Annotated in this window: 23 protein-coding genes and 1 pseudogene; 10 read left to right on the top strand and 14 right to left on the bottom strand. The window is 66.5% G+C overall.

Going from position 1 to position 22,508, the window contains the following annotated elements; translation table 11 throughout:
- Positions 1-198 precede the first annotated feature (198 nt).
- A complete protein-coding gene (locus KPB06_RS30835; protein ID WP_081066368.1) occupies positions 199-1,182 on the bottom strand; it encodes a FecR family protein in 984 nt (327 codons plus the stop codon).
- Positions 1,179-1,682, bottom strand: a complete 504-nt coding sequence (locus tag KPB06_RS30830; protein ID WP_059585104.1) for a sigma-70 family RNA polymerase sigma factor — start codon at positions 1,680-1,682, stop codon at positions 1,179-1,181. Before KPB06_RS30830 ends, KPB06_RS30835 begins: the two co-directional genes overlap by 4 nt.
- Positions 1,683-2,191: 509 nt before the next feature.
- Here KPB06_RS30830 and KPB06_RS30825 point away from each other — a divergent pair.
- Positions 2,192-4,474: a TonB-dependent siderophore receptor gene (locus KPB06_RS30825; protein WP_275905744.1), complete on the top strand. Its 2,283-nt coding sequence runs from the start codon at positions 2,192-2,194 to the stop codon at positions 4,472-4,474.
- Between the two features lie 16 nt (positions 4,475-4,490).
- On the opposite strand, the gene KPB06_RS30820 is transcribed toward KPB06_RS30825, so the two are convergent.
- From KPB06_RS30820 to KPB06_RS34595, 5 genes and pseudogenes are all read right to left on the bottom strand, one after another.
- A complete protein-coding gene (locus KPB06_RS30820; protein ID WP_226225201.1) occupies positions 4,491-4,634 on the bottom strand; it encodes a hypothetical protein in 144 nt (47 codons plus the stop codon).
- A gap of 504 nt (positions 4,635-5,138) precedes the next feature.
- The gene (locus KPB06_RS30815) at positions 5,139-5,786 is read right to left on the bottom strand and encodes a hypothetical protein (protein WP_124859842.1); all 648 of its coding nucleotides are present in this window, start codon (positions 5,784-5,786) and stop codon (positions 5,139-5,141) included.
- Positions 5,783-6,451, bottom strand: coding sequence for a hypothetical protein (locus KPB06_RS30810; protein WP_144029756.1), 669 nt, complete (start codon positions 6,449-6,451; stop codon positions 5,783-5,785). The genes KPB06_RS30815 and KPB06_RS30810 overlap by 4 nt, the downstream gene beginning before the upstream one ends.
- 223 nt (positions 6,452-6,674) lie before the next feature.
- The gene (locus KPB06_RS30805) at positions 6,675-6,995 is read right to left on the bottom strand and encodes a hypothetical protein (RefSeq protein ID WP_124859847.1); all 321 of its coding nucleotides are present in this window, start codon (positions 6,993-6,995) and stop codon (positions 6,675-6,677) included.
- Between the two features lie 401 nt (positions 6,996-7,396).
- Positions 7,397-7,513 (bottom strand): annotated as a pseudogene (locus KPB06_RS34595) (IS5/IS1182 family transposase); the annotation flags it as partial.
- 155 nt (positions 7,514-7,668) lie between these two features.
- Here KPB06_RS34595 and KPB06_RS30800 point away from each other — a divergent pair.
- The 3 genes from KPB06_RS30800 (at position 7,669) to KPB06_RS30790 (ending at position 11,037) form a co-directional block, all read left to right on the top strand.
- Complete coding sequence (locus KPB06_RS30800; RefSeq protein WP_059584639.1) at positions 7,669-8,958, top strand: NAD(P)/FAD-dependent oxidoreductase; 1,290 nt, start codon at positions 7,669-7,671, stop codon at positions 8,956-8,958.
- A gap of 17 nt (positions 8,959-8,975) precedes the next feature.
- A complete protein-coding gene (locus tag KPB06_RS30795) occupies positions 8,976-9,533 on the top strand; it encodes a helix-turn-helix domain-containing protein (protein ID WP_059584641.1) in 558 nt (185 codons plus the stop codon).
- Between the two features lie 157 nt (positions 9,534-9,690).
- Positions 9,691-11,037, top strand: a complete 1,347-nt coding sequence (locus KPB06_RS30790) for a glutamine synthetase family protein (protein ID WP_059584643.1) — start codon at positions 9,691-9,693, stop codon at positions 11,035-11,037.
- 133 nt (positions 11,038-11,170) lie between these two features.
- On the opposite strand, the gene KPB06_RS30785 is transcribed toward KPB06_RS30790, so the two are convergent.
- From KPB06_RS30785 to KPB06_RS30770, 4 genes are all read right to left on the bottom strand, one after another.
- A complete protein-coding gene (locus KPB06_RS30785; RefSeq protein ID WP_059584645.1) occupies positions 11,171-11,560 on the bottom strand; it encodes a lysozyme inhibitor LprI family protein in 390 nt (129 codons plus the stop codon).
- Between the two features lie 55 nt (positions 11,561-11,615).
- Complete coding sequence (locus KPB06_RS30780) at positions 11,616-12,380, bottom strand: N-acetylmuramoyl-L-alanine amidase family protein (protein ID WP_059584647.1); 765 nt, start codon at positions 12,378-12,380, stop codon at positions 11,616-11,618.
- A gap of 124 nt (positions 12,381-12,504) precedes the next feature.
- Positions 12,505-14,124 (bottom strand): FAD-dependent oxidoreductase, encoded by a 1,620-nt coding sequence (locus KPB06_RS30775; protein WP_059584649.1) that lies wholly within the window; start codon positions 14,122-14,124, stop codon positions 12,505-12,507.
- On the bottom strand, positions 14,124-15,638 hold the full coding sequence (locus tag KPB06_RS30770; RefSeq protein WP_059584651.1) for a polyamine aminopropyltransferase: 1,515 nt from the start codon (positions 15,636-15,638) through the stop codon (positions 14,124-14,126). Before KPB06_RS30770 ends, KPB06_RS30775 begins: the two co-directional genes overlap by 1 nt.
- 121 nt (positions 15,639-15,759) lie before the next feature.
- Between KPB06_RS30770 and KPB06_RS30765 the strand changes: the two genes are divergently transcribed.
- Genes KPB06_RS30765 through speD form a run of 5 tightly spaced genes read left to right on the top strand, consistent with a single transcriptional unit; the run spans position 15,760 to position 19,264 of the window.
- Positions 15,760-16,146 (top strand): DUF350 domain-containing protein, encoded by a 387-nt coding sequence (locus KPB06_RS30765; RefSeq protein WP_059584653.1) that lies wholly within the window; start codon positions 15,760-15,762, stop codon positions 16,144-16,146.
- A 27-nt stretch (positions 16,147-16,173) separates the two neighbouring features.
- Positions 16,174-17,214: an SPFH domain-containing protein gene (locus KPB06_RS30760; protein WP_124859855.1), complete on the top strand. Its 1,041-nt coding sequence runs from the start codon at positions 16,174-16,176 to the stop codon at positions 17,212-17,214.
- A gap of 9 nt (positions 17,215-17,223) precedes the next feature.
- Positions 17,224-18,738 carry a DUF4178 domain-containing protein gene (locus KPB06_RS30755; RefSeq protein ID WP_124859857.1) on the top strand — a complete coding sequence of 505 codons (1,515 nt, stop codon included), beginning with the start codon at positions 17,224-17,226 and terminating at the stop codon, positions 18,736-18,738.
- Entirely contained in the window at positions 18,735-18,884 is a 150-nt protein-coding gene (locus tag KPB06_RS30750; protein WP_155634559.1) for a hypothetical protein, read from the top strand. Before KPB06_RS30755 ends, KPB06_RS30750 begins: the two co-directional genes overlap by 4 nt.
- The gene (gene speD / locus KPB06_RS30745) at positions 18,881-19,264 is read left to right on the top strand and encodes an adenosylmethionine decarboxylase (protein WP_124859859.1); all 384 of its coding nucleotides are present in this window, start codon (positions 18,881-18,883) and stop codon (positions 19,262-19,264) included. The genes KPB06_RS30750 and speD overlap by 4 nt, the downstream gene beginning before the upstream one ends.
- A gap of 78 nt (positions 19,265-19,342) precedes the next feature.
- Here the strand turns inward: speD and KPB06_RS30740 are convergent, their stop codons facing one another.
- The 3 genes from KPB06_RS30740 to KPB06_RS30730 form a co-directional block, all read right to left on the bottom strand.
- Positions 19,343-19,549 (bottom strand): hypothetical protein, encoded by a 207-nt coding sequence (locus KPB06_RS30740; RefSeq protein ID WP_275905745.1) that lies wholly within the window; start codon positions 19,547-19,549, stop codon positions 19,343-19,345.
- A gap of 201 nt (positions 19,550-19,750) precedes the next feature.
- The gene (locus tag KPB06_RS30735; RefSeq protein WP_060310626.1) at positions 19,751-20,638 is read right to left on the bottom strand and encodes a DUF4261 domain-containing protein; all 888 of its coding nucleotides are present in this window, start codon (positions 20,636-20,638) and stop codon (positions 19,751-19,753) included.
- A 177-nt stretch (positions 20,639-20,815) separates the two neighbouring features.
- Entirely contained in the window at positions 20,816-21,268 is a 453-nt protein-coding gene (locus tag KPB06_RS30730; RefSeq protein WP_099317691.1) for an SRPBCC family protein, read from the bottom strand.
- 191 nt (positions 21,269-21,459) lie between these two features.
- Here KPB06_RS30730 and KPB06_RS30725 point away from each other — a divergent pair, with 191 nt between their 5' ends.
- Positions 21,460-22,500, top strand: coding sequence for a bifunctional nicotinamide-nucleotide adenylyltransferase/Nudix hydroxylase (locus KPB06_RS30725; protein ID WP_027789549.1), 1,041 nt, complete (start codon positions 21,460-21,462; stop codon positions 22,498-22,500).
- The last annotated feature ends 8 nt before the right edge of the window (positions 22,501-22,508 follow it).

Raw genomic sequence — 22,508 nt, 5'->3', positions numbered from 1 at the left:
GGGCCGTGCCTGCACGCACGGGACGGTTTTGCCGTTCGCCTGCGGTGTCGCGACTTTGCGGTGTTTCAGATTGCTTGTGCGACGAGTGACGAAAAGTGACGTGCCTTCCGCAAAAAATTTTTGCTGTCTGGCGTTGGATGGGTTACCACGGGCAATCGGGCGATCACCCGGGCAATCGCGCCGCGCTCCCGGTGCGCGTCAGGCTTGCGACGCGAGCGAAACGAGCACAACGCATCCCGCATAGCGCCGGACCTCCAGCGGTAGCGTCGCGGCGAGCGCGGCGAGGGTGCGCGGCGGATCGTCGAGTCGGAACACGCCGGTGACGGGCAGCGCGGCGGCGGCGTCGGTCACGCGGATCACGCCGGGGTAGTACGGACGCAGCCGCGCAATCACCGCGCCGAGCGGCTCGGTGTGTATGACCAACTGGCCGCCGGTCCATGCGGCTTCGTCCGTCGCGTTGGCGGCGAGTGGCTCGATGAGGTCGACGCCGGCGCGCGCGGTGAGTCCGGGCCGCAGCGACAGCGTCGCGCCACCCGGCACCGCGATTCCGACCGGCGCATCGAGTGCGGCGACGTGCAGCCACGGGCCGTCCACACGAACCGCGAACCTGCCGGCGCGCGCGCGCACCATGCGCTCGGCATGCCGGACCACGAACGGGCGCGCGTTCGCCGCCGCGCGCACGAGCAGCGCGCCCGCGCGCAACCGCACGCCGCGCTCGTCCACCCGGTAGTCGACGTCGACCGCGCTGCGCGCGGCGAGCATCAGCGACGAGCCGTCGGCAAGCGTCGCGGTGCGCTGCTCGCCGGTGTTCGTCTGCAGGTCGGCCGACCACTCGGCGATGGGGGAGAAGCGATCGGCGAGCGCGCCCGCGCCAGCGACGAGCGCGCCGAACGACAGCACGCCGCGCACGACGCGCCGGCGTGCGGGTACGGCCAATAGCGCATCGCCGAGCGCGCTCGGCGCGAGGCCGTGCGTTGCCGGCGGCGTCAGCGCGCCGAGCGATGCGTCGAGCCGCGCGACCGCGCGCGCGTGTGCGGGATCGGCGCGCAGCCACGCGTCGAAGCGCGCGCGGTCGCGCCCGGTCGCATCGCCCGAGCGCAGCAGCACCATCCAGCGGATCGCATCGTCGAGTACGCGCGGGTCGATCGCGTCGACCACTTTCGGTTGATCGGCCAGATTCACTGCAAAGACGCGAGATAGCACGCGCGCAGCGCCTGCGCGAGATAGTCGCGCACGGTGCGCTTCGATACGCCGAGCCGGTCGGCGATTTCGGCATGCGTGAGCCCGTGGAACTGGCTGTAGATGAACGCGTTGCGCGCCTTCGCGGACAGCCCGGCCAGCATCCGGTCGATCGCATGCAGCGTTTCGACGACAAGCGCGCGCTCCTCCTCGGACGGTGCGACGCTTTCCGGGCGTGCGGCGAGCACGGCGAGGTACGCGCGCTCGAGGTCGCGGCGGCGCCAGAAGTCGTAGACGAGGCGGTGGGCGATTGTCGTCAGCAACGCGCGCGGCTCCCGCACGGACGATGTGCCGGCTTGCGCGATCAGTTGCACGAACGTTTCGGAAGCGATGTCTTCAGCCGTAAACGCACAGCCGAGCTTGTAGCGCAGACGGCCGAGCAGCCAGGGGTAGTCGTTGCGGAAGATTGCGTCGACGGGTGGGACAGCGGCAAGCGTCGTCATGCTGAATTCCATGTTGCATCGAACGGTTGGAGCGGCCAGGAGCGCCTTGCACGCAGGCTAGCAAAGAATATACGAGCACTCAACCTCGATGCCGGTGCGCATTTTTACCCGCGATTCGCGCAAGACGAATTCGCTGCGGTGTGGCGACGTTGCCGTGACGGTCGCGCGGCGGCCGCATGGCTGCGCGTGTCGGGTTATCGGCCGGCCGGCCCGTACAGCCCGTCGACGGGCGTATCGCGTCGAGCGGGAGCGTCACGCAGGCGTGCGTGCCCGAGGGCCGGAGCCTGTGTGTCGCAGGCTGCGAATCCGACACGGCTTCGCAATCGCTCTGCGGTGCGCCGCCGCTGTTCTTCGTGATGCTACACATCCTATTGCCGTGAATGCATGCCGGCCACCGCTTTTTTTGACGTTCACGCGGACCCTGTATGCTCGCGCTCCGACCTGGCAGAGAAGTAAGCATGTTTAGTGTGTTTAGTCGATTCGAAATAAACGACATCGTCGGACGAGCGATGCTGGCGGGCGTCTGGTGGGGCGCGGCGACGGCCGCCGCCTGCGCCGACGAGGGCGTCGTCACCTTTCACGTACCGGGCGGCGCGCTCGATGCCGTGTTGCTCGAGGTTGCGCGGCAGGCGCACGTCGTGCTGTCGTTCGACAGCGTACTGACGGCCGGCCGCTGGGCCGGGCCGGTCGATGGCACGATGACCGCGCGCGACGCGCTCGCCTGCGCGCTGGCGGGCACGCCGCTCGAACCGACCAGCGTCGCGGGCGGCACGTGGACGCTGCAGCGCACCCGTACACCGGATGCCGGCGCGGCGACCATCATGTTGCCGCCCATTCGCATGCGCGCTCGGGTTGGCGCGGACGGCGGCTTCGCCGAGACGCGCTCGTCGGCCGCGGCGCGGCTCGACCTGCCGCTCGTCGACACGCCGCAGTCGGTCGGCGTCGTGAGCCATGCCGTGCTGACGAGCCAGCAGGCGGAATCGGTCGCGGACGCGATCGCGAACATCAGCGGCGCGACGTCGGTGTTCGACGAAAACAATGCGAACTACGGCATCGGGATACGCGGCTATACCGCGCAGGCGCTGCTCGTCGACGGGAGCGTCGTCGAATCCGCCGATTACCCGCCGCTCGCGGGCATCGAACGCATCGAGGTCGTCAAGGGCCCTGCGACGGCGCTCGTCGGAGGCGCGCCAAACGGCGGCATCGTCAACCTGGTCACGAAGCGGCCGCAGTTCGCGCGCCATGCGACGCTGCAGACGACGCTGTCGTCGCGCGGGCGGCGCGAGAGCATGCTCGACATGAGTGACGTGTCGAGCGACGGGCAGGTCGGCTACCGGTTCGTAGCGAGCGGCAACCTGAACGGACGCAGCTATGGCGGCTACGATGGGCAGCGCGGCTTTTTCGTCGCGCCGTCGGTGCGCTACCGGGACGCCGACACCGATGTGACGCTGCGTCTCGAGCATTACCGGCAGCGCGTGCCGGTCCTGCCGTATTCGGTCGGCGGCGATGACGGCAATCCGTTACCGCAAACGTCGCTCGAGCCCGCCGGCGCGCGCGACGACCACATGGGCACCGATTCGCTGCGCGCGTCGCTGAACGCCGAGCGCGCGTTCGGCGACGGCTGGCAGGCGCGCGTGCGCGCGATCTGGCTGAAATACGAAACCGTGTCGCATTGGCACGTGCCCTACGCGCTGCTGGACGGCTCCGGCGACATCGCACTCTACGGCCTGCATTCCGTCGAGCGGCGGCATGAATCGGATGTGGCGGCGGAACTGCTGCGCACGTTCCGCGCGGGCGGTGTGTCCGGCACCATGCTCGCGGGCGTCGAGCACTGGCGGCTGTCGTCGACGGCCGACATCGCACCGTACGCGTCCGCCGTCCAGAACCTGTATGCGCCGCATCCGCTGCCGTCGATTCCGTCCGGTCCGCTCGCGCGCGAATCCGATTCGGCGATGCGGCAATTGAGCGGTTACGTGCAGCTCCAGGCGCTGATCGCCGATCGGGTGACGCTGCTCGCATCGCTGCGGCACACGAACGCGCTGCTGGACAAATCGCTAAGCTCGCCGTTGGTGCGCAATTCGGTTTGGTCGCCGAGCGTCGCCGCCAGCTATGCGATCACGCCGTCGGTCAGCATCTATGCAAACTGGATGCGCGGTTTTCGGCCGTCGCTCGACACCGTGTCGTGGGACGGCAAGACCCTGCAGGCCACCCGCACCGAGCAGATCGAGACCGGCATCAAGTTCACGCTCTTCGGCGATGCGCTGACCGCGACCGCCGCCGCGTACCAGCTGCGCGACGATGGCAAGATCATCGGCGATCCGACGCATCCGGGCTTTTACGCACGCGTGCCGGGCGAGCACAACCGCGGCGTCGAGTTCGACTTGGCCGGGAAGGTTCTGACGGGACTGGACGTGATTGGCTCGCTGACGGTGTCCGATTCGGGCGTGGCGGTCGACCCGCGTGGTACGCAGGTCCGGGCGCCGGGCACGCCGGCGCGCGCCGGCAGTCTGTGGATGACCTACGCGCTGCAGGCGCCGGCGTGGCGCGGCTGGGGCGTCGGCAGCGGCGTGTTCTTCCGCTCGCAGCGGGCGACAGGCGCACCCGGCTACGTCGTGCCCGGCGATGCGCGCGTCGATGCGACGGTGTTCTACCGAGCGCAGAGGTGGGCCGTGCAGCTTGGCGTGAAGAACGTGTTCGACCGGAAGCTTTACGGCGCCGCGCTTTACCCGAACTTCATCCCCGTGCTGCCCGGGCGCACGTTCTTGCTGACGACGACGTTCTCGCCGGGCTGAATATCTTGCGCCGCGCTCACGGCTGCGTGCCGTACACGCGTTCGATTGGCCGGTAGCCGAGGCCTTCGAGCGCGAAGCCGGGCTCGGCGTCGGCCGTGCCGGTGACGACCATCCGCGCGCCGCCCAACTTCAGCGCGGAATAATCAGGACGACTCGACAATATCGGGCCCGGTCAGGAAGCGCAAAAGTGCCCGGGTAAGCGCACCGGCGTGGTCGAGATTGCAAGAGGTCCGCCCCGAGGGAGTGTTTCGAAGCGGGCGCCCGGAATCATGGCCGCGAGCCGTCGCCCTTCGGTTGCCGGGAAAACGCCGCCGTCTTCGCTTTGCAGGACCGCGTTGCGCTGCGCACGGGATTCGGTCGCCTGCTCACGGCGTAGTTTGCGATGCCGTTGCAAAGGCGGGCAGGATGCACGGGATCGGTCGTGGCCGCATGCGCATGGCCGATCCGACGCGGTACGTACGACCCGGAGATTGAACGAACCTGGTCGATCGCCTTGGTGAGCGCGGTGGACCTGGACATCAACTTCTATTTGACGAAAAGAGCGAATTTCGGGTCGCCGTGATGACCTGTCTTGGGTGTTAACGAAAAACCGGCTCTCCTTCCGGGAATTCAAGCCGTTCCTCGGTTGAGGCTTGGCGTATCACGGACGACCCTTGCAACAAAGTCAGTGAATCCAGACCATGCCGTACGCGGAATTGGAACCATTGACCGCCTGGTTCGCCGTCCAGTTTCCGTATCTGGCCGATCCATTCCAGGAATACACATGCCCCCACGCGAAATGCCCATCCCCAATTTCGTCGATCGTGCATCGCTTGCTTGTGATTTGATACGCTCCTTGAAACACGCCTTGCTTCCAGCGACGCACGACAACCTCGACGAACGTGGCATATTTCCCCGCCGGAACCTGTTGACTCCAGCCAGTCGATTCCGTATTAGTCACTGTGCGCCCATACGAGGCGTCAACGTGAAGCAGATTCAAGATGCCTCCCACGATCGGAATACTTTCCGGATTCAAACTGGCACTGCCGCTGACGGTGTATCCATTGGAACGGGTTTTCGTCCATGTATACGTACACGGGGCAGCTACATTGCGGACGCCATTGCACAGGAAGGTATCACCTCTCCATATCCAGTCTTGCCACGTATTGGTTGCTTGCTGAATAGGAATCGACCAGGACGAGCTGTTTCCCACCAGATTTGCCTGGTTGGTTTGGCTATCGAGCAGGCACGTCGTCCCGGCAACGGCATGGCCGACCTGAAACAGGCAAACGACGCCCGCAATCGCGGAATTGAAAAGCGATTTCGACTTCACTTGTTACCCCCATCATTGGTTTGAAAAATATTCGCGACGTTGTTTTGTGTCGCATCGATGCCTGAAACCTTCTGGTCGGGTCCTCCGTTGGTATTTCCGCCGCCGGTGTTGAATATCGGGGTGATCAGATAGCCGTCGCCGTTCGGGCCTCGTTGAATTCGGACTGCGTCGCCGGCAACCGCGGTTCCCGGGCCGACAATTTGTTCTACGGCGGAATTGACGGTCGCGCCCCCGGGCTTTCCGCTACCGGCGGAATCGATGACTATCTCTTTGCCATTTCCCAGGCCGTCGACAATTTCCTTCATTACGCCCGGATTTGCAGTCTGGTCGCTGGAAACGACCAGAACATCGTAGTCGTCAGCCGTTCCCGGCGGGAGTTTCTCAGACAATGCCGACGCGACGAACCCCGTCCCCGATCCCAGATTTCGGACTTTCTGCTGAGGCGTCGACCCGCTGGCTACGAGTACCGTGTTGCCCGGAGGCGGGGGCGTAGAGTGCAGATTTTGCGCGACATTTTGCTGATTCAAGCTTTGATCTGTTGAGTTCTGAGCAGGCTTTGACGGCAAGGCGTCGCCGCCGGAGCATCCCTGCAAAATAGAAGAAACAAGCAGAATCAAACCTGAAATATATGTGGTATTTAACATTCGATCCTCAAAAAATGTCATGGCCGATGGTTCGGTAATTTGCTTCGTCTGGAATTGATGCTATGAAATGCAAAATGTCATGTCTTTTTATGTTGGACGATTTGGATGGGTCTTGGTAAAGCATCCGCCATTCGGATCCGTGGCATGCGATTTTTAAATGATAAATATTTAAAGAGTGTGACTTCGCTCGGAGGTAATGCGATATCGAACAAAATCGAACATTCGAAAGCGGAATAACGCCGGGCTAGATAGCATCTTTCGTTTCTGAAAAATATAGGTATGTTCTTTCGATTGACGTCGGCCCACATCCTGGGCGTAAAAATATTCGGTTGGTGGCGGTTACGAAGGCCTGGCTCGTCGTGACGGCGTCGGCGCGGGTCGCGACGCGCGCAAGCGCGCGATTGCCCGCCGCTGCGTCTGCCGTGCCTGTCGCGCGGCCGGCGGCCGCCTCGCTCGTATCCGGGCCGCTGCCGCACGCCGAAAGCGCGAGTGCGCCGAGGCTGTAGAGGAACGTGCGACGGGAAAGGCCAGCACTCGCTTCAAGTCGATGTTTCGTATCGCTCATGTTCGTATCGTTACGTCCGTAATGTTGGCCACGCGGAGACGAAACTCTCGCGCGGCGGCGGCAAACGTTTTCGCTTGCGCGCGTATGCCGGGGACGGCGAACCCGCCTTGTTATCGAACGCGTGGTGAAAATATATAGGTGTAGAAACTGTGGATTCTCAAAAATGCTCACAAGGAAGTGCGTGCGAAGCCTTGACCGGAGCGAATGTTTCGTTGCTCCGGTTGGTTGCGATCCCATCCGCTAAGGAACGCTAACAGAACGATTTTTGAACGTGCCTCCAGCAGATGATTCAGACGGCGATTTTCATGAACGCCTCATGTATGGTGGCGAGGCGTTCGAACCGGATACGCAGTGGGATTGGGTCCTGCTTTCGACCCGATCCCACTGTATGAATGGAGGGCGACGCCGCGATCGTCGAGACGCTTGCGTCCGGGGTATCGCGTCGGACGCCGCTTCGGTGGTGACAACAGCGGTTGGGTGAGTGACCACGATTCGTCATCGAGTATCGGTTTGGCCATGGCCTCTCGGCGAAACAACGAAGCGGTTAACGGAACGCGCGACGGGTTAGTGGCCTTCGCAATTTATTTTGTTGGAATTTCTTGGCGTTGCTTCCGTGAAATTGTCGTGCTAGTTTTTCATGAAATTTCGCAGCAATATTTTCACGGAGGCTCGCATGTTCGTGCAGTCCGACCGTCACGTCGCAAGCTACTACGCCGGTACCTACCCGGCGCCGATCCCGCATCGGCCGGCGCTGGACGAACGTGTCGACGCCGACGTGCTGGTCGTCGGCGCGGGCTTCAGCGGGCTGCATACGGCGCTGCGGCTCGCGCTCGCCGGCAGGCGCGTCGTCATGCTCGAAGCGAGCCGCGTCGCGTGGGCCGCGTCGGGCCGCAACGGCGGACAGGCGCTGCTCGGCTGGTCGTGCGACATGCGGCCGCTCGAGGATGCGCTCGGCCGCGACGGCGCCCGGTTGCTCTGGGACAGCATGCGCTGGGCGGCGGCCGAAGTGCGCGAACTGCCGGCGCGACACGGTTTCGACATCGACTACCGGCCCGGCAGCCTGTGGGCCGCGGTGCGGCCGCGGCGCGTCGCGATGCTGGCGCAGGCGCGCGACGAGGCCGCCGAGCGCTGGGGCTACGACCGGTTGCGCATGATAGGCCGTGACGAGATGCCCGAATGGATCGGCGGCACGCGCTATCTCGCGGCGCTTCACGATCCGGAGGCCGGCCACCTGAATCCGCTCAAGCTCGCACTCGGCCTCGCGCGAACGATCGAGCGCGCGGGCGGCCGCATCTTCGAACAGAGCCGCGTGCTCGACTGTCGCGAGACGGCCGGCGGCCACGTCGCCCGCACGGCGCGCGGCGAAGTGCGCGCGGACGTGCTGGTGCTCGCGTGTAACGCATACGTCGACCGGCTCGATCGCGACCTTGCGCGCCGGCTGCTGCCGGTCGGCACGTACCAGGTCGCAACCGCGCCGCTCGCACCCGACGTCGCGCGGGCGCTATTGCCGCGCAACAGTTGCGTGATCGACAACCAGTTCGTGCCCGACTATTTCCGCCTGAGCCCCGACAACCGGCTGCTGTTCGGCGGCGGCTGCACGTATCTCGGCGGCATTCCGGCCGATATCCCGGCGGCGACGCGCCCGCGCCTCGAACGCGTGTTCCCGCAACTGGCCGGCGTGCCGCTCGACTACGCGTGGGGCGGTCACATCGACATCAGCATGCGCCGCACGCCGGACATCGGCCGCCACGGGCAGCGCTTCTGGCTGCAGGGCTTTTCGGGGCATGGCGTGCTGCCGACGCTCGCCGGCGCGCGCGCGGTGGCCGATGCCGTGCTCGGCGACGCGCATCTGCTCGCGCAGTATCAGCGCATTCGCAACCCGCGCTTTCCCGGCGGCGACCGGCTGGCCGCGCCGCTGGAGGCGATCGGCAAGGTCTGGTACCGCCTGCGCGATACCGTTTGATTGCATCGGAATCCTTCATGAACGAACAGGAAGAGATAGAAAGTCTGGCGATCCTGATCCGCGACCTGCGCAAGCATCGCAAGGTCACGCTGAGCGATCTCGCCGAACGGATCGGCCGCTCGGTCGGCTTTCTGTCGCAGGTCGAGCGCGGGCTGTCGCGTCCGACGGTCGCGGATCTCACCGCGATCGGCGAGGTGCTCGGCGTGCCGACCACGTATTTTTACAGCCTGAGCAAGCCGCGCAGCGTGCCGTGGGTCACGCGGCCCGACGAACGCCGCACCGTGCATTACGCAGCCGGCATTACCGACATTCTCGTGTCGCCGAACATGCGTTCGCGCTTCTCGATCCTCGAAAGCCATCTCGCGCCGGGGGCGAGCAGCGGCGAGCGGCCGGTCGACGACAGCGACGAGCAGGGCGGCTTCGTGCTCGAAGGAGCGCTGACGATCTGGATCGACGGCGACGACACGCCCGTCACGCTCGGCCCGAACGATGCATTCCAGCTTCCCGCGCACAAGCGCTTCCGGTATGCGAACCTGACCGACGCGCCGACGCGCGTGATCTGGGTATTTACCTGAGCTGAATGGTCGGCGGGGCGGGCGCCTCCGCAGTCCGTCGCGCCACACGGCCTGTTTGCAGTACTGATCGACATGCGGCATGCGTTGCGCCGTGCGCCGCATGAATCCGGTTCGCCGCGTTGCGGCACCGCCCTACAAGACATGGAAAGGATGAGACATGACTGACGTCGTTCCCGCGCTGGTCGGTGAAGTCCGCGCATTCCGGCAGGCGCACCCCGAGATCCGTTATGTCGACCTGATCTGCCTCGACCTGCCCGGGCATTTCTACGGCAAGCGCTATCCGATCGACGCGCTCGAGAAAGTCGCGTCCGGCTCGCTGCTGAAGCTGCCGCAGAACTGCGTGCTGCTCGGCACGCAGGGTGGCCTCTACAAGATCGGCGATTACTGTTTCAACGACGGCGATCCCGACGCGCCGCGCCGCCTGATCCCCGGCACGCTGAAGCCTGTGCGGTGGGAGCGGCAGCCGCTCGCGCAGATGCTGATCAGCTCCGACGGTACCGATTCGCCGATCGAATTCGAGCCGCGCGAGGTGCTCGCGCGCGTGCTGCGGCGGTTCGCGGCGCGCGGCATCCGGCCGGTCGTCGCATTCGAGCTCGAGTTCTACCTGTTCGCCGCGCAGCTTGTGGAAGGCATGCCGCAGTATCCGCGCGATCGTCTCAGCGACGACCGCGACGATCGACCGAACATGCATATCGAGCGCCTGTCGCGCTTCTCCGAGGTGTTGCACGAGATGGTCGACGCCGCGTGCGACCAGGGTGTCGATGCGACGGTGATCACCGCCGAGCTCGGGCCCGGCCAGTTCGAGATCAATTTCGGGCATACCGACGACGCGCTGCGCGCAGCAGACTGGTCGGCGCTGTTCTGCCGCAGTACCCGCGGCGTCGCGTTGCGGCATGGCTATCGCGCGAGCTTCATGGGCAAGCCGTATCTGCATGCGCCGGGCAGCGGGATGCACGTGCACGTGAGCCTGTATGACGATGCGGGACGCAACGTGCTTGCGGCAGACGGGCAGCGGCCGTTGCGGCACGCGGTGGCCGGCTGCCTCGCGCTGCTGCCGCATTGCATGCCGGTGTTCGCGCCGAATCACAACGCGTTTCGCCGCTACGGGTCGATGGTGAACGCGGCGAGCCGCGCGAGCTGGGGCTTCGAGGATCGCGACGCGTGCATCCGGATTCCGGCGTCGGACACACGCAACCTGCGGATCGAGCACCGGCTCGCGAGCGCGGATGCGAACCCGTACCTGGTGCTGGCGGCGATCCTGAGCGGGATGGAGCACGGGCTCGATGCACGGCTCGAGCCGATCGCGCCGCTCAACGACGATCGCGGCAGCGGCATCGATTTTCCGAAGGAGATGCTGTCGGCGGTCGCCGCGATGCGGGACCATCCGGCCGTGCGCAAAGGGCTCGGCAGCGAGTTCGTGATGGTGTATTGCGAGAACAAACGTCAGGAGGAGCTGGATTTCCGCAACGAGATCGGCGCGCGGGAGTATCGGTGGTTTCTGTGATTGCCGCGCGCGTCGGAAAAGTCGATCAGGGAAGGGGGCGATCGTCGTCGTGTTCGACGTCAAGCGCCCTCGTGTGATTCCTTTCGGGGTGCAATGCCGCAAAACGCGTCGCGGCATCGCATGCGTCGCGCCCTTACTCCCCGAGCTTCGACGTCACGCACCCGGTGCTCGAGCATTCGCGCTCACGCTCACGCAGGAACGACAGCCGCGCCTGCGTCATGTCGTTCGCGCACTGGATATCGACGAGGTAGCTGCTGCCGCGCGTCTCGCTGCACTGCGCATCGCGTTGTTTCAGCCACGCGAGTTGCCCGGACTTCAGCGCCGCCTGCTGGTCGCCGCTCAGTTGCTTGCGTAGCCGGCCGTACTCGTCGTTGAGATCGCGGTCGGACTGCGAGAACTGCGTGCTCGTGCAATACACCTGGTCGAACGCGCTGCGCGGCTTCCCGCAGCCGGCCGCATGCGCGGCGAACGGAACGGCAAGGGCGAGCAACGCGCAGGACGCGAGCAGATTCTTTTTCTTCATGGTGAGTCTCCTGACTGGGGTGAAAACCGGTGAACCGGGCGGGCGATACCGTCGTTTATCCGGGCGTCGTACACGCGTCGATGCCGCCCGCGATCGCGGCGGACAGGCGCTGGATCGTCTCGCGGCGCGCGAGCCGCGCTTCTTCGTCCGGATTGACGATCACGCCAGCCTCGACGAGCACGGCGGGAATCGGCGCGGTGCGCAGCACGACGAGATCGTCGAAGCGATGGATGCCGAGTGGCGGGTCGATCAGCGGGCGGTTCTCGCCCTTGATCGGCTGCGCGTGATACAGCGACGGCCGTTCGCCGGCCGCGACCAGCCGCTCGGCGATCGCCTTCGCGCAACGCAGGCTTTCCGCATAGTGCGGGTTGCGCGCCGACACGAACACCGAGAAGCCGCGGAATTCGCGCTGCCGGCCCGCGTCGATGAACTGTTGCTGCATCGAGTCGTGATGGATCGATACGAACAGGTTCGCGTCGGGCGCTTGCGTCGAGCGCCGATCGAGCGCGATCTCGCGGCCGTCTGCCGACGTGCGCAGCACGCGATCGCCGTGCGCGGCGAGTGTGTCGGCGACCGCGCCGGACAGGTCGAGGTTGTACAGGTATTCGACGCGGCCGCTGGCGCCGGTGGAGCCCGGATGCGCGGGCGTGTGGCCGGTGTCGACGACGATGTAGCGCCCGGACGTGGGCACGGCAGCGGTCGTGCCGGCGGCGTCGGCCGCATGCAGCGCCAGTGGCCCGCCGAGGAGCGGGGCGCACGCGAGCACGCGCGCGGCGGCGCGCACGAACGGGCGAAGGCGTCGGAGGGTTTGGTTCGTCATTGTTGTTGTCGAGAAGGGCGTGCGGCGCGTCGAACGGCGCGCCACCGTCGGCCTGCTCAATGCAGTCGGAATGTCGCGCGATTATAGCGGGTGGCGGCGACGCCGCAATGACGAACGGCGGTTGTCAGGCCAGCACGCGCCGGGCCGCCAGCATGCCCCAGTACGACGCTTCCTCGAACAGCGACAGCCCGGACAGGTCGGCATGCGCGAACACGACGGGGCCGTCGGCATCGCGCAGCGCGAGCAGCCCCGGTCGGCTCAGGAAGCCGACGTCGGGTGTCGCCATCGCATGGCCGCGCACGGTGATCTCGAGTGCGGTCGCATGCTTCCACAGCTCGCGTCCGTACACGGCCTGCAGGTCGATTGCCGCCTGCTCGCGCAACGCGTCGGGCTTCGCCTGCGCGAGCCAGCGGCGCGTATCGTCCGGCGTTTGCGTGCTCAATGCCTGATAGGCGGAGAAGACGGAGCGCGTCGGCGGCGACATCCGGATCAACTGGTGCGTCGACACGACATAGCCGAGCCCCACGCTGTCGTAGACGACGTTGTCCCACGCGAGCGGTACGCCGGCTTCCTCGGCCGGCATGCCGTCGAGCAGGAAATTGGACACGAGCCACGGCGCGCGCGGCGGCAGGTCGCGTGCGGGATCGAAGCCGTATGCGGGCATCTGCGGAAACACGCGCGCCGCGACGAACAGCGGCATCGCGGAAACGACCCGGCGCGCCTTCAGCATGAACGTCGACAGCGCGCCGTCGTGGCCGACGCGGGCGCACAGCACGTCGACGCCGCCCGCACGTTCGGTCGCGCGCACCGCGAAGCCGTCCCGCGACCATGCGTTCGAGCCGGTGCGTGCGGCGATCGAATCGCCCAGCTTCGTCACCATCGTGTGCAGCCCGTCGGGCCAGGTCAGCACCGCGCCGTCGCCCGCGTCGCCCGCATGGCCGCCGCGCGACGAGAAATAGTGCAGCCCGGCCCATGCGGAGACGTGCTCGTAACCGGCGCCGTAGTCGTCGCGGCAGCAATAGTCCAGATACCAGTGCAGCGCCTTCGCGGTGTAGCCCTCGTCGCGCAGCCACTGGCGAAACGAGCGCCGGTCGAGTGCGCGCCAGCGCGGGTCGCGCGACGATTCCGCGATCGGGATGCAGAACACCTTGCGGCCGTCGGTGCCGCGCGCGGTGCGCAGCCCGTCGGTGTACGCGAAGAAGCGCGCCTGCTGCGCGAGCGCGTCGGCGTCGAGGCCGGCGGTCGGCACGATGCCGTCCTGCCACTGCCCGCCGATGAACAGCCGTTCGTCCGGTGCGTGGACGAGGGCACGCTCGTCGTACACGGGGCGCGCGGAGAACGGCGCGGATTCGATCACGCCGAGATCGGCGAGCATGTCGCGCAGATGCACGGATTCGAGCGACGGCAGCGGCAGGTAGTGCGCGCCCTTCGGATAGCCGAGCTCGCCGAAGCGGCCGCCGGCCGCGTTGCCGCCGAATTCGGGGCCGGCGAGCACCGTGAAGCGCGTATGGCCGGCGCGCGCGAGCTGCCATGCGCACGACAGCCCGGCCGCGCCGGCGCCGAGAATCGCGACGTCCGTCTCGATCGTGCCGGACGGCGGCGGCAGCGTGGCATGGTCGCGCAGCGCATGGCCTTCGCGCATGCCGGGGTAGTCGATGCGCGGCGTCGTCTCGATCCAGCCGGTGCGGCCGCAGGCGGCGAGCGACGCGGCCGCCGACGCGACGAGGAACGTGCGACGGTCCATCAGCGCAGCACGTGCTTCCAGTCGTCGTCGAAGCGGCGCACGAGCGGCTGGTCGTTGAGTTCGTTCGGCGACATCGGCAGCGCCGGCATGTCGGCCGGAAAGCGGAACATCTCGGCGGCCGTTTGCGGATCGAGCCAGCGCGTCGGCACCGAGTAGTGCGTCGGCACCGTGAAATCGCGGCGCTTGCCGGCGATCACGAAGCCCCAGTCGCCGAACGACGGCACGTAGCAGTGGTACGGCCACGTGTTGAACCCGGCTTCGCGCAGCGTCGCGATGATGGTCCAGTACGCATGCGGCGCGAAATACGGCGACGTCGACTGGATCACCGTGTAGCCGTTCTCCGACAGGTGCCGCGCGAGCAGCCGGAATACGGGCACCGAGTACAGGCGGCCGAGCCCGAAGTTGGTCGGATCGGGGAAGTCGACGACGATCGCGTCGTACACGTCGGCATTCGATTCGAGCCAGCGCACCGCGTCGTCGTTGATCACCTGCACGCGCGGATCCTTCAGCGCGCCCTGGTTCAGCTTGACGAGCGGCGCGGACGTCGAGAACAGCTTCGTCATCGCGGGATCGAGATCGACGAGCGTGATGCGTTCGAGATTGCGGTGCTTGAGCAGTTCGCGCACCGCGAGGCCGTCGCCGCCGCCCAGCACGAGCACGCGCTTGGCCCACGGCAGCGCCTCGATGGCCGGATGGATCAGCGCTTCGTGATAGCGGTGCTCGTCGCGCGACGAGAATTGCAGGTTGCCGTTCAGGTACAGCCGCATGTCGTCATGCCACTGCGTGAGCACGATGCGCTGGTACGGCGTCGTTTCCGAATAGATCGTCTCGTCGCCGTATACGCCGTGCTCGGCCCAGTGCGTGATGCGCTCCGACAGCGCGAACCCGGCGATCAGCAGCCCGATCACGAGCGACGCGCGCATCAGCTTGCCGCGCACGTTGCGGATTTCGTCGCGGAACAGGTGAGTCGTCCACAGTGCGACGAATGCGTTCAGGAGGCCGAACAGGAAGCTCGTACGCAGCAGGCCGAGACGCGGCGCCAGCACGAGCGGGAAGATCAGCGACACGGCGAGCGAGCCGAGATAGTCGAAGGTCAGCACCTCGCTGACGGTATGGCGGAACGCCTGGCGCCGTTGCTGGAACGCGCGCATCACGAGCGGAATTTCCATCCCGATCAGCAGGCCGAGCGCGAGCACCAGTGCGTAAAGCGCCGCGCGAAACGGTGCGGCGAGCCAGGCGAACACGACGAACAGCAGCGCGGCCGATACGCCGCCGAGCAGGCCGACGAGCAGCTCGATGTCGACGAAGCGGTCGAGCACGTCGTCGTCCTCGACGAACTTCGCGAGCCACGAGCCGATCCCCATCGCGAACAGGTAGCAGCCGATCACCGACGAGAACTGCAGGATCGAATCGCCGAGCAGGTAGCTCGACAGCGCGCTGCTGATCAGTTCGTAGCCGAGCCCGCACGACGCGAGCACGAGGATCGACAGGACGAGCGCACGCTTATGCAGCATCGCGCATCCGTTGTGCAGTGTTCGGCAATGTGGATATACTGGCGCGGATTTTCGTCTGGCGGCCCCGCGCGGGCCGACCGGCGACGGGGCGGCGAACCGAGCACAAAATCCGAGGAAAAGAATGAATAGTGCCTATCTTTATGCGGTTCATTTACTGTCGGCGTTCGTGCTGCTTCTCGTGTTCGCGGCAGTGTACCTGAAGGTCACCCCGTTCGACGAACTCGCGCTGATCCGCGACGGCAACGCGGCCGCGACGCTGTCGTTCGGCGGCGCGCTGATCGGTTTCTGCCTGACGCTCGCGTCCAGCATCGCGCACAATTCCACGCTCGGCGAAGTCGTGATCTGGGCCGTCGGCGCGATGATCGTGCAACTGATCACCTATGCGGTGCTGACGCGCGTGCTGCCCGGCATGAATCACGCGATCGAGGATCGCAACGTCGCGATGGGCGGCCTGATGGGCACCGCGTCGCTCGTCGTCGGCATCATCAATGCCGCCTGCCTGACCTGACGCGCCACGCGCTTCGAGGAGACCGACATGAGTCTGGGTTCATTCATCCGCAAGCAGTTCATCGACGTCCTGCAATGGACGGAAGACACCGACGGCGTGCTGGCCTGGCGCTATCCGATGGAAGACCAGGAAATCCAGTACGGCGGCAAGCTGACCGTGCGCGAAACGCAGGTCGCGATCTTCGTCAACGAGGGCAAGGTTGCCGACGTGTTCCAGCCGGGGCTCTATACGCTGGAAACGCGCACGCTGCCGGTGCTCACGAACCTGAAGAACTGGGACAAATTCTTTCAGTCGCCTTTCAAGTCGGACGTCTACTTCTTCAGCACGCGGCTGCAGCTGGGCCGACGGTGGGGTACCGCGCAGCCGGTAACGATCCGCGATCGCGAATTCGGCTTCGTGCAACTGCGCGCGTTCGGCATCTACTCGTACCGGATCGTCGATGCGGCCGCGTTCCATCGCGAGGTCAGCGGCACGCGCGCGGCCTATACGGTCGACGATCTCGAGCAGCAACTGCGCAACCTGGTCGTCACCGCGATGAGCACGACGTTCGGCTCGGCCGACGTGCCGTTCGTCGACATGGCCGCGAACCAGTCGCTGCTGTCGCAGCGTGTCGCCGACGCGCTGGTGCCGGTGTTCACGCGCTACGGGCTCGCGCTCGACGCGTTCGCGGTCGAGAGCGTGTCGCTGCCGGCCGAGCTGCAAAAGGCCCTCGATCTGCGGATCGGAGCGGGGATGGCCGGCGATCTCGCGCGCGCCACGCAATACCAGACCGCGCAGGCGATTCCGCTCGCCGCGCAAAACCCGGGCGGCATCGCCGGGGTCGGCGCGGGGCTGGCCGCCGGTGCGGCGATCGGCCAGGCGATGGCCGGCCAGATCGCGGGCGCCGCGCAACCGGCGCAGGCTGCGCCGCCCGCGCCCGTTGCGGCGCCGGTAGCCGCCGCAGCGGCCGAGGGCACCGATTACGTGCAGCGGCTCGAGCAGTTGAAGGCGCTGCTCGACAAGGGCCTCGTGACCGAAGACGAATATTCGCGCGCGAAGGCCGAGATCCTCGCGAAGCTCACGCGGTAAGCGTCGCGCATGTTCCGTACCTCGTGCCCCCAATGCGGCGCGCCGGTCGAGTTTCGCTCGGCCGCGGCGGTGATGGCCGTCTGCGCGTTCTGCCGCAGCACGCTGCTCAAGCGCGGCGCCGACGTCGAGCGTATCGGCGAACTGGCCACGGTGCTCGACGATGCATCGCCGATCCAGATCGGCACGGCCGGGCGCTACGGTAACCGCGTGTTCACGGTGCTCGGCCGCCTCCAGATGACCTACGACGCCGGTGCGTGGAGCGAATGGTACGTCGTGTTCGACGACGGCGCGTTCGGATGGCTGTCGGATGCGTCGGGCCAGTACGCGATCACGGTGCGCGAACCCGACGATGCGGCAGGCCGAGCGTGGCCCGCATTCGGCACGCTCGAACCGGGCATGCGGATCGACCACGGCGGCCGCGCGTATCTGGTGTCCGACGTGCGTACCGCACGCTGCACGGGCGGCGACGGCGAGCTGCCGTTCCGCGTCGATGCCGGGTGGGAAGCGCGCGTCGTCGACCTGCGCACCGGCAATGCATTCGCGACCTACGACTATTCCGACGCCGAGTCGAACGGCGGCATTCCGGCCGTCTATTCGGGCGAGGCGCTGGAATTCGATGCGCTCGCGTTCACGGGCTTGCGCGATACCGAAAACGATACGCGCGAGAAACGCGGCGCGGAGATGGTGCCGTTCGCGTGCCCGAGCTGCGGTGCGCCACTGTCCTATGCGCCGAACGTGGCCGACTACGTCGTGTGCGGCAACTGCCATGCGGGTGTGCAGTGCACGGCCGAGCAGCAGACCGTGTTCGCGGCGCAGCGCAAGCTCGAATCGGTGAAGGGCGCGCTCGAACTCGGCGCGATCGGTACGTTCGACGGCGTGAAGTACACGGTGATCGGCATGATGCGCTGCCGCGTGCCGGGCGACGCCGAGACATGGGACGAATACCTGCTGCTGAACCCGAAGCGCGGCTTCCTGTGGCTGGTGCAGAGCGAAGGGCGCTGGGAGCGCGTGCAGGTGCTCGACCATTGGCCGACGATCGGCGGCGAATCCAGCGTGACGGATGGCGGCAAGACCTACCGTTTGCGCGAGGAATACGAATCGGAGGTCGTCTACGTGGTCGGGGCATTCAACTGGCGCGTGCAGGCGGGCGACCGCACGTCGATCGTCGACTACGGCTGGCAGAAGGACAAGCTGACGCGCGAGCGCAGTGACGCGGAGATCGTCTGGTCGCGTGCGCGGCCGCTGTCGGGCAGCGCGCTTGCCGAGCGTTTCGGCACGCCGGCGCTCGCGACAGCCACCGCGGCTGCCGCGGGCGCCACCGAATCGACGGGCCTGTTCGGCAGGAAGGGGCCGCACAGTTTCGCGCCGCTGCCGTTCATGTTCAGCGCGTTGCTCGTGATCTTCAACCTGGGTTCGCTGTTCTCGTTCACCGGACGCGCCGTCTACGTGCTGGTCGGCCTGCTGGTGCTGTGGCTGCCGGAATGGCTGTGGGCGCGTTTTGCGTCGGACGGGGGCAACGCGTGATCCGGTACATCCTTTACGGCATCTACGGCCTGATCGTCGTCACGCTGTTCAGTTGCGCGTCGATCGGCGGCGGCGGTTCGGGCGGTGGCGGGTGGGGCAGTTCCTCCGCGCGCAGCGGCTACTCGTCGTACGGGTCGCACAAATGACCGCGCGCGACGGGATCGCGCCGCCCTGCGCGGTGCTCGGCTCGCACGTGCTGGCCGACCTGGCCGGCATCGACGCGGCGCTGCTGCGCGACGCCGCGCGGCTCGAGGCGATCCTCACCGACGCGGCGCAACGGGCCGGCGCGCGCGTGATCGGCGCGCACTTCCATCATTTCGGCGGCGAGCATGGCGTGACGGGCGTCGTGCTGCTGGCGGAGTCGCACATCACGATCCATACGTGGCCCGAGCATCGTTTCGCGGCCGTCGACGCGTTCATGTGCGGCGCGGCGCGCGCGGCCGATGCCGTCGATGCGATCGCCACGGCGCTCGGCACGCATGCGCAGGTTCGGCAGCAGGTGGCGCGCGGCGGCGTGCCGGCTTGAACAGGCATTTCGCGCCTTGGTCGTCAATACCGCAACGATGATGCGCCGCGAAGCGGGCGCGGAATCGTTCGTGACGCGCTAGCGTCCGAACCGGAACGTCGACACGCTGCGCAGCGTTGCATCGTCGGTGCCGACGATGCCGTCGCTTCCCGCGATGGCCGCGCGCTTGCCGTTGCCCGGCACGGCCCAGTAGCATTCGCCGCCGGCCGCGTGGAAGCCCGTTTCCGGGTCACTGACGCCGCACGTCATCGTCGCGTGCATGCCGCGCCAGCCAGGGCCGGACAAGCGTTCGACTTCCTGCGGGATGCCCCATGGCCGGCAACGACAGGCCGATCACGGCCGACGTGAGTGCAACGCGAACGCCGAACATGGGCATCTCCTCATCGGGGTGGGGCGAGCGACTGTCACGCAGCCGCCATGCGCCGTGGCGGCGCGCGGATTGGTTAGAGCACGTTCGACCCCGCACGCCGCGCATCAATGTGCGTGTCAGCGATTGATTTCGTCCGCCGAGATCAGCTCGGCCACCAGCACCTGTGCGGGCCCTTGCAGGTAGTACTCGCTCTCGAGCGGCTCGCGCAGCTTCATGAACGTTTCCGTGCCGATCTGCATCGTTTCGCCCGCCTGCATCCGTGCGCCGCTGTCCAGCAGGTAGTGCATCACGTTGTTGAAGATGCCGGAATAGCGTTCGCCTTCGTGATGGCCCGCTGCGAGCGCGGCGAAATCGGGCAGGCCGAACACGTCGGCGCCGTAGGTGCGCATCCATACGCCTTCGACGCCTTCGACCTCGTATTTCACGAAGCCGCAGAAGAACAGGTTCAGCGGGATGTCGCGCAGCACTTCGAGGCTTTCTTCGCCGAGTTCCTTCGCGTTGAAGACGCCGGCCGGCAATGACGTGTGCGCGTGCTCGTTCAGCACCGCGACGCCGTTCTGTTCGGCCAGCGCGCCGGCGACGGCCGCCAGCGCGACATACTGGTCGAGCGGATTCGCTTCATGCCCGGCGTAATAGAGGATCACGTGGCTGCGGCTCGCGCGTACCTGCTGCTTCAGGTCCTGCCCGTAATGCGCGGGCGCGACGCACGTTTCCAGCGCGTCGGACGGATAGGGCGCATCGAAGCCGACCAGCCGGACGACATGGTTGCCCCAGCCGGCGAGCCCGAATACCTGCTCCAGCGTCGGCTCGGTTTCGACGCGTGCCTGCTTCATGCTGGGGTGGTACGCGCGCAGCGCAGCCGTCAGTGCGGCGATGTCGACCTGCAGCGGACCGTCGAAGACGACCGTCACGCTCAGCGGATTCTCGACTTCGGGTGCGGCGACCAGTGCGACGGGGTTTTCGGGCGCTTCCTTGCGGCCAAAGAATCGGGATATCAGGCTCATCGGATTGTGTTTGTGTCGATGTCGTTACAGTGAGCGCCCTGTTCTCTCGGTCAGGGCATGACGCGGGATGACGGTGGCCCGTAGTTTCCCCGGCTTCGTCGAATCTGGCAAATGTCTGATGGCGCGGGCGCGGGCGCGGGCGCGGGCGCGGGCGCGGGCGCGCGGCGGCGGCGCCGATCAGCGCGGCAGCGCTTCGGCTTCGGCCCAGCGCTTGAACGAATCGAGACGCCGGCGCGTGTGCACGAGATAGAACGCGCCGATCAGCGGCTCCAGCAGCCAGCGCAGCCACGACGGCTGCGCCCGGAAGTGGTACGTGAATTTCACCTCGGTCGACCCGGGCGTGTGCTCGGTGAAGTTCCAGCTGCCGCTGAAGCGTTCGAGCACCTTCGGTCCTTCGACCATTTCGACGGCGGCGACCTGCGGCGGACGGTACGAGATGTAGCGCGACACCATCGTCGCGCCCGACCGGCTGCGGCAGAACGCGTCGACGCCGACGTCGGCGGTCGTTCCGTCGGGCAGATACGCATCGATGAGGAAGTTGTCCCACACGAGCCGCCGGCCGTAGTCCTGCGACCACGTGAAGAGGCGCCTGCGATCGACGTCGACGGTCCGGCTGACTGAGATCCTCATGAGGGCGGGCGCCAGGTTGCGGATTGGGATGAAATCGAGTGTAACGCGCCAATAAACGGTGTTTCGTCAGACTTCGTCAAGTCGAGTGCGGGCTCGACCCTGCTCGATTGACGTACCTCGGGATTTCCCCTAGGATTCGTTTCAACCCTTCGGGACAGACCCGGAGCGTTTCAATCTCTTGAGGGAGCCTCATGAGTACGCAACAGAACCGGCGCTTCGACGCGCTCGTTTTCATTGGTCGTTTCCAGCCTCCGCATCGTGGTCACCTGAACGTGCTGAAGTCGGCACTGAGCCGGGCCGAGCGCGTGTGCGTGCTGATCGGGTCGACCGACAAGCCCCGCACCATCAAGGATCCGTTCTCGTTCGACGAGCGCCGGCAGATGCTGGCTTCGCTGCTCGACGCGTCCGAGCGCGACCGCGTGACGATCGCGCCGCTGCAGGATTCGACCTACAACGACGGCGACTGGGTGCGCTGGGTGCAGGACGCGGTTGCCTCCGCGCTCGGCGACGTCGCGCAGCGCAAGGTCGGGCTGATCGGCCACGAGAAGGACGCCACGTCGTACTACCTGCGGATGTTCCCGCAATGGGAGCTCGTCGACGTCGACGCGACGGAAGACATTTCCGCGACCGAAATCCGCGACCAGTATTTCGCCGAACGAACCAACAGCTTCGTGCAGTGGGCCGTGCCGGAACCCGTGTTCGGCTGGCTCGAGCGGTTCCGCACGCAGCCGGAATTCGCGCAACTGAAGTCGGAAGCCGAATTCATCGCCGCGTATCGCAAGGCGTGGGCGGCCGCGCCGTATCCCGTCACGTTCGTGACGGTCGACGCGGTGGTCGTGCACTCGGGGCATATCCTGCTCGTGCGCCGCCGCAGCGAACCGGGCCGCGGCCTGTGGGCGCTGCCGGGCGGATTCGTGAACCAGGACGAACGGCTCGATGCGGCCTGCATCCGCGAATTGCGCGAGGAAACCGGGCTCAAGCTGCCGGAGCCGGTGCTGCGCGGCTCGATCAAGGATCGCCAGGTGTTCGATCACCCGACGCGCTCGCTGCGCGGCCGCACGATCACGCATGCGTGCCTGTTCAACTTTCCGACCGGCGAGCTGCCGCGCGTGAAGGGCAGCGACGACGCCGACAAGGCGCGCTGGGTCCCGCTCAACGAATTCGCGCAGATGCGCAACGTGATGTTCGAGGATCACTTCGACATCGCGTATCACTTCCTGGGGAAGCTGTGACGCGCTGA

The organism is Burkholderia semiarida (genome assembly GCF_029268935.1).
GTDB lineage: Bacteria > Pseudomonadota > Gammaproteobacteria > Burkholderiales > Burkholderiaceae > Burkholderia > Burkholderia semiarida.
The sequence above is the reverse complement of the archived record's forward strand: the minus strand, read 5'-3'. Positions and strand labels throughout refer to the sequence as shown.

What these genes read in the sequence shown, in the direction of transcription:
- KPB06_RS30725 (WP_027789549.1), top strand. Translation starts at nt 21,460, where the DNA reads ATGAGTACGCAACAGAACCGGCGCTTCGACGCGCTCGTTTTCATTGGT.
- KPB06_RS30780 (WP_059584647.1), bottom strand. Translation starts at nt 12,380, where the DNA reads ATGACGAACCAAACCCTCCGACGCCTTCGCCCGTTCGTGCGCGCCGCC.
- KPB06_RS30795 (WP_059584641.1), top strand. Translation starts at nt 8,976, where the DNA reads ATGAACGAACAGGAAGAGATAGAAAGTCTGGCGATCCTGATCCGCGAC.
- speD (WP_124859859.1), top strand. Translation starts at nt 18,881, where the DNA reads ATGACCGCGCGCGACGGGATCGCGCCGCCCTGCGCGGTGCTCGGCTCG.
- KPB06_RS30775 (WP_059584649.1), bottom strand. Translation starts at nt 14,124, where the DNA reads ATGGACCGTCGCACGTTCCTCGTCGCGTCGGCGGCCGCGTCGCTCGCC.
- KPB06_RS30755 (WP_124859857.1), top strand. Translation starts at nt 17,224, where the DNA reads ATGTTCCGTACCTCGTGCCCCCAATGCGGCGCGCCGGTCGAGTTTCGC.
- KPB06_RS30770 (WP_059584651.1), bottom strand. Translation starts at nt 15,638, where the DNA reads ATGCTGCATAAGCGTGCGCTCGTCCTGTCGATCCTCGTGCTCGCGTCG.
- KPB06_RS30785 (WP_059584645.1), bottom strand. Translation starts at nt 11,560, where the DNA reads ATGAAGAAAAAGAATCTGCTCGCGTCCTGCGCGTTGCTCGCCCTTGCC.
- KPB06_RS30735 (WP_060310626.1), bottom strand. Translation starts at nt 20,638, where the DNA reads ATGAGCCTGATATCCCGATTCTTTGGCCGCAAGGAAGCGCCCGAAAAC.
- KPB06_RS30800 (WP_059584639.1), top strand. Translation starts at nt 7,669, where the DNA reads ATGTTCGTGCAGTCCGACCGTCACGTCGCAAGCTACTACGCCGGTACC.
- KPB06_RS30760 (WP_124859855.1), top strand. Translation starts at nt 16,174, where the DNA reads ATGAGTCTGGGTTCATTCATCCGCAAGCAGTTCATCGACGTCCTGCAA.
- KPB06_RS30765 (WP_059584653.1), top strand. Translation starts at nt 15,760, where the DNA reads ATGAATAGTGCCTATCTTTATGCGGTTCATTTACTGTCGGCGTTCGTG.
- KPB06_RS30790 (WP_059584643.1), top strand. Translation starts at nt 9,691, where the DNA reads ATGACTGACGTCGTTCCCGCGCTGGTCGGTGAAGTCCGCGCATTCCGG.
- KPB06_RS30825 (WP_275905744.1), top strand. Translation starts at nt 2,192, where the DNA reads ATGCTGGCGGGCGTCTGGTGGGGCGCGGCGACGGCCGCCGCCTGCGCC.
- KPB06_RS30730 (WP_099317691.1), bottom strand. Translation starts at nt 21,268, where the DNA reads ATGAGGATCTCAGTCAGCCGGACCGTCGACGTCGATCGCAGGCGCCTC.
- KPB06_RS30810 (WP_144029756.1), bottom strand. Translation starts at nt 6,451, where the DNA reads ATGACATTTTTTGAGGATCGAATGTTAAATACCACATATATTTCAGGT.
- KPB06_RS30805 (WP_124859847.1), bottom strand. Translation starts at nt 6,995, where the DNA reads ATGAGCGATACGAAACATCGACTTGAAGCGAGTGCTGGCCTTTCCCGT.
- KPB06_RS30830 (WP_059585104.1), bottom strand. Translation starts at nt 1,682, where the DNA reads ATGACGACGCTTGCCGCTGTCCCACCCGTCGACGCAATCTTCCGCAAC.